This is a genomic window from Candidatus Eremiobacteraceae bacterium, from assembly GCA_035314825.1.
In the GTDB taxonomy this organism is placed as follows: Bacteria; Vulcanimicrobiota; Vulcanimicrobiia; order Eremiobacterales; family Eremiobacteraceae; genus JAFAHD01.
In genome coordinates this window covers 1-2,747 of the sequence record DATFYX010000029.1, presented here as the reverse complement: position 1 = coordinate 2,747, position 2,747 = coordinate 1, and the positions used below count along the sequence as shown (strand labels likewise).

General features: G+C 64.5%; 3 protein-coding genes and 1 tRNA gene. All 4 read right to left on the bottom strand.

From position 1 onward, the window contains the following. Positions 1-217: 217 nt before the first annotated feature. Positions 218-292 (bottom strand) — tRNA-Pro (locus VKF82_04270). A 37-nt stretch (positions 293-329) separates the two neighbouring features. Beyond that, positions 330-1,067, bottom strand: a complete 738-nt coding sequence (locus VKF82_04265) for an SDR family NAD(P)-dependent oxidoreductase (GenBank protein ID HME81273.1) — start codon at positions 1,065-1,067, stop codon at positions 330-332. Between the two features lie 3 nt (positions 1,068-1,070). Continuing rightward, positions 1,071-2,324: a sigma-70 family RNA polymerase sigma factor gene (locus tag VKF82_04260; GenBank protein HME81272.1), complete on the bottom strand. Its 1,254-nt coding sequence runs from the start codon at positions 2,322-2,324 to the stop codon at positions 1,071-1,073. Further along, entirely contained in the window at positions 2,324-2,659 is a 336-nt protein-coding gene (locus VKF82_04255) for a YciI family protein (protein HME81271.1), read from the bottom strand. Before VKF82_04255 ends, VKF82_04260 begins: the two co-directional genes overlap by 1 nt. Positions 2,660-2,747: the final 88 nt, after the last annotated feature.

Here is a 2,747-nt window from a genome sequence, read left to right as displayed (position 1 = left end):
GTTCTTTGGCGATCGCGGTGGCCGGTCGACCGCTGCTGCGTACCTGGCGCACCGCCTCGATCTTGAATTCGCGGCTGAACTGCCGCCGTTTCGTGCTCATCGTGACACCTTTCTTGTCGCATTACGACTTATCTTGGTGTCCACGAAACCGGGTTAAGCACAATCGGCAAAGAAGGCCGAAGCCCCGCAATTGCTCACGGGGCTTCGCATTGCTCTTTCGGGCCGACTGGATTCGAACCAGCGATCTCCTGACCCCCAGTCAGGCGCGATGACCAAGCTACGCTACGGCCCGATGTCCGCACACACTTTTGCGGCCGAGCGTCTATGTCCTAGGCCGAGTTCATCCGCTCGAACATCTCGTCGAGCTCCTTGCGCGACGCCCGGCTCGCCTGGGCCGAGAACTGGTACGCGATCTCTCGGTCGTCGTCGGTGCCGAGCTTCGCGAACACGGCGTCGGCGAACTCGTCGAGCTTCACGCCCCAGGTGTGCAAGCCGGGGCCGCCGAGATCCGTATCGACTGCGGGCGGAATGATCTCGACGACTTTGACGGACGTGTCACGCAGCTGATAGCGCAACGATAGCGCGAACGAGTGCATCGCCGCCTTGGTCGCGCAGTAGACGGGCACTTCGGCACGCGGTAGGAAGGCCAGGCCGGATGTGACGTTGACGATCGCCGGCCGCTTCTGTGCGCGCAGATGCGGGATGAACAAAATCGAGAGATGCACCGGCGCGTCGAAATTGATCGCGATCTCTCGCTGGACGTGGCCCCAATCGGGTCCGTCCGCGAGGGCCAGCCGCTGCTGGATCCCGGCGTTATTCACCAGCACGTCGAGTTTGGGGAACTCGCGCGTCGCCCACTCGCATAGCGCGACCCGCTGCGCCGGGTCTTCGACATCGCAGACGTGCGTGTGGAGCTTCGGATGCTTGGCCTGCATTTCGCGCAACTTGTCTTCGCGACGGCCGCAGACGATCACATCGCTGCCGGCCGCGAGAAAACGACTGGCGATCGCCGATCCGATGCCGCTGGCGCCGCCAGTCACCAGCACGGTATGCCCTGACAGCTCCATGCGTCAACTCCTCACTAAGCACGCCTCCAAACGGCGCTCGAGGAACCTGCGTTCCATCGGGTTGCGCGCGAGCCCTAGCGCCGCTTGGAAATGCGTGCGGGCCGGCTCATATCGTCCGCGCCGAAGCTCGAGCTCGGCGAGCGCTGCGTGGTAAAAAGGATACTCGGCCAGACGTTCGCGATCGGCGATTTTGTCTATCTCTTCTAGCCCGCGCTCCGGGCTTTCATGTTGCCCGACCGCGATGGCGCGGTTGAGCGCGACGACCGGCGAACCGCGGATCGTCATCAGCGTGTCATAAAGGAAGACGATCTTTCCCCAATCGGTGTCTTCGAAGCGCCGCGCGCTCGCATGGAGCCACGCGATCGCGGCCTCGACGTGATACTCGCTCACCTCGCCGCCGGCCGCGGAACGCTCGAGCAGGCGTTGCCCCTCGGCCACTTGACGCGTGTCCCAGCGCGACCGGTCCTGATCGTACAACGACGTGAGGGCGCCCGAGGCGTCAACGCGTGCCGGCAGCCGCGCTGCATGGAGATGCATCAGCGCGCACAGCGCGTAGGTCGCCGGGGTCGCCGTACGCGGATCGTCGAGCAGCAGCGTGACCAGCCTCATCGCCTCGCGGCACAGCTCGGTCCGAACCGCTCCCTGGGAGGACGCGCCGTGATACCCTTCATTGAAGAGCAGGTAGAGCGCGCGTTGGACCGCGACGAGGCGCAGCGCGAATTCGCCGTCGGCGAAATCGAACAGCATCTTCGACGAGGCAAGCACCTTCTTCGCACGCGCGATCCGCTTTTCGATGCCTGCGCGGCCGCTCAAGAAGGCGCTCGCGATCTCAGGAGCTGTGAAGCCGCACGCGAGCTGCAGCACGAGCGCGACTTGCGTCTGCTCGGGCAGGCGCGGATGGCAACACGTGAACATCATGCGCAGTTGATCGTCTCGGATCGAGTGCTCGGTGAAAAGCCCGCTAACGGTGGGGACCAGCGTCCATTCGCTTTCGAACAGCCGCTCAAGCTCGGGTGCGAAGTCGAGCGCCCGGCGCTCACGCCGCAGGATGTCGATGGCGCGGTTCTTGGCCGTGCGCATGAGCCACGCCGACGGATTGTCGGGCATGCCGCGGATCCGCCAGACCTCCAAAGCACGACAGAAGGCGTCTTGTACGACGTCTTCCGCCAATGCGAGGTTGTGGAGACCGAAGATGCGCGTGAGAGCGGCGACCATGCGCCCCGCCTCGCGGCGGAACAGATGCTCGCCTGGCTCCATCACATCTCCATGATCGGGCGCACTTCCACCAGGCCGCCGAACTCGAAGATCGGACAACCCTTGGAAAGTTCTGCCGCGTGGGCCAGATCTTTGGCTTCGACCACCGTATAGCCGAGGACGAGGTCTTTCGACTCGGCGTACGGACCGTCGCTGACGACCTTATCCTTGCCCTTGACGACCTTGCCCGCCGGAGCCAGCGGCTGACCGCGGTCCTTGATGGCGCCCGCCTTGCCCAGCTCTTCCATCCACGCGACCCACTTCTTCATCACGCGCTCGCCCTCTTCCGGAGACTGCGGCTGCGCGCCGCCGCGGTAGATGTACAGGAATTCACTCACGATAGTTCCTCCTGGCACGGGCCCCGTAGTCGGCGCCCTATCCGTATGACGTTTGGAAGCCGCCTCTTCGGACGTCGCGCCGGGCCAT

Coding starts and splice junctions, on each gene's coding strand:
- VKF82_04260 (HME81272.1), bottom strand. CDS start 2,324: ATGGAGCCAGGCGAGCATCTGTTCCGCCGCGAGGCGGGGCGCATGGTC.
- VKF82_04265 (HME81273.1), bottom strand. CDS start 1,067: ATGGAGCTGTCAGGGCATACCGTGCTGGTGACTGGCGGCGCCAGCGGC.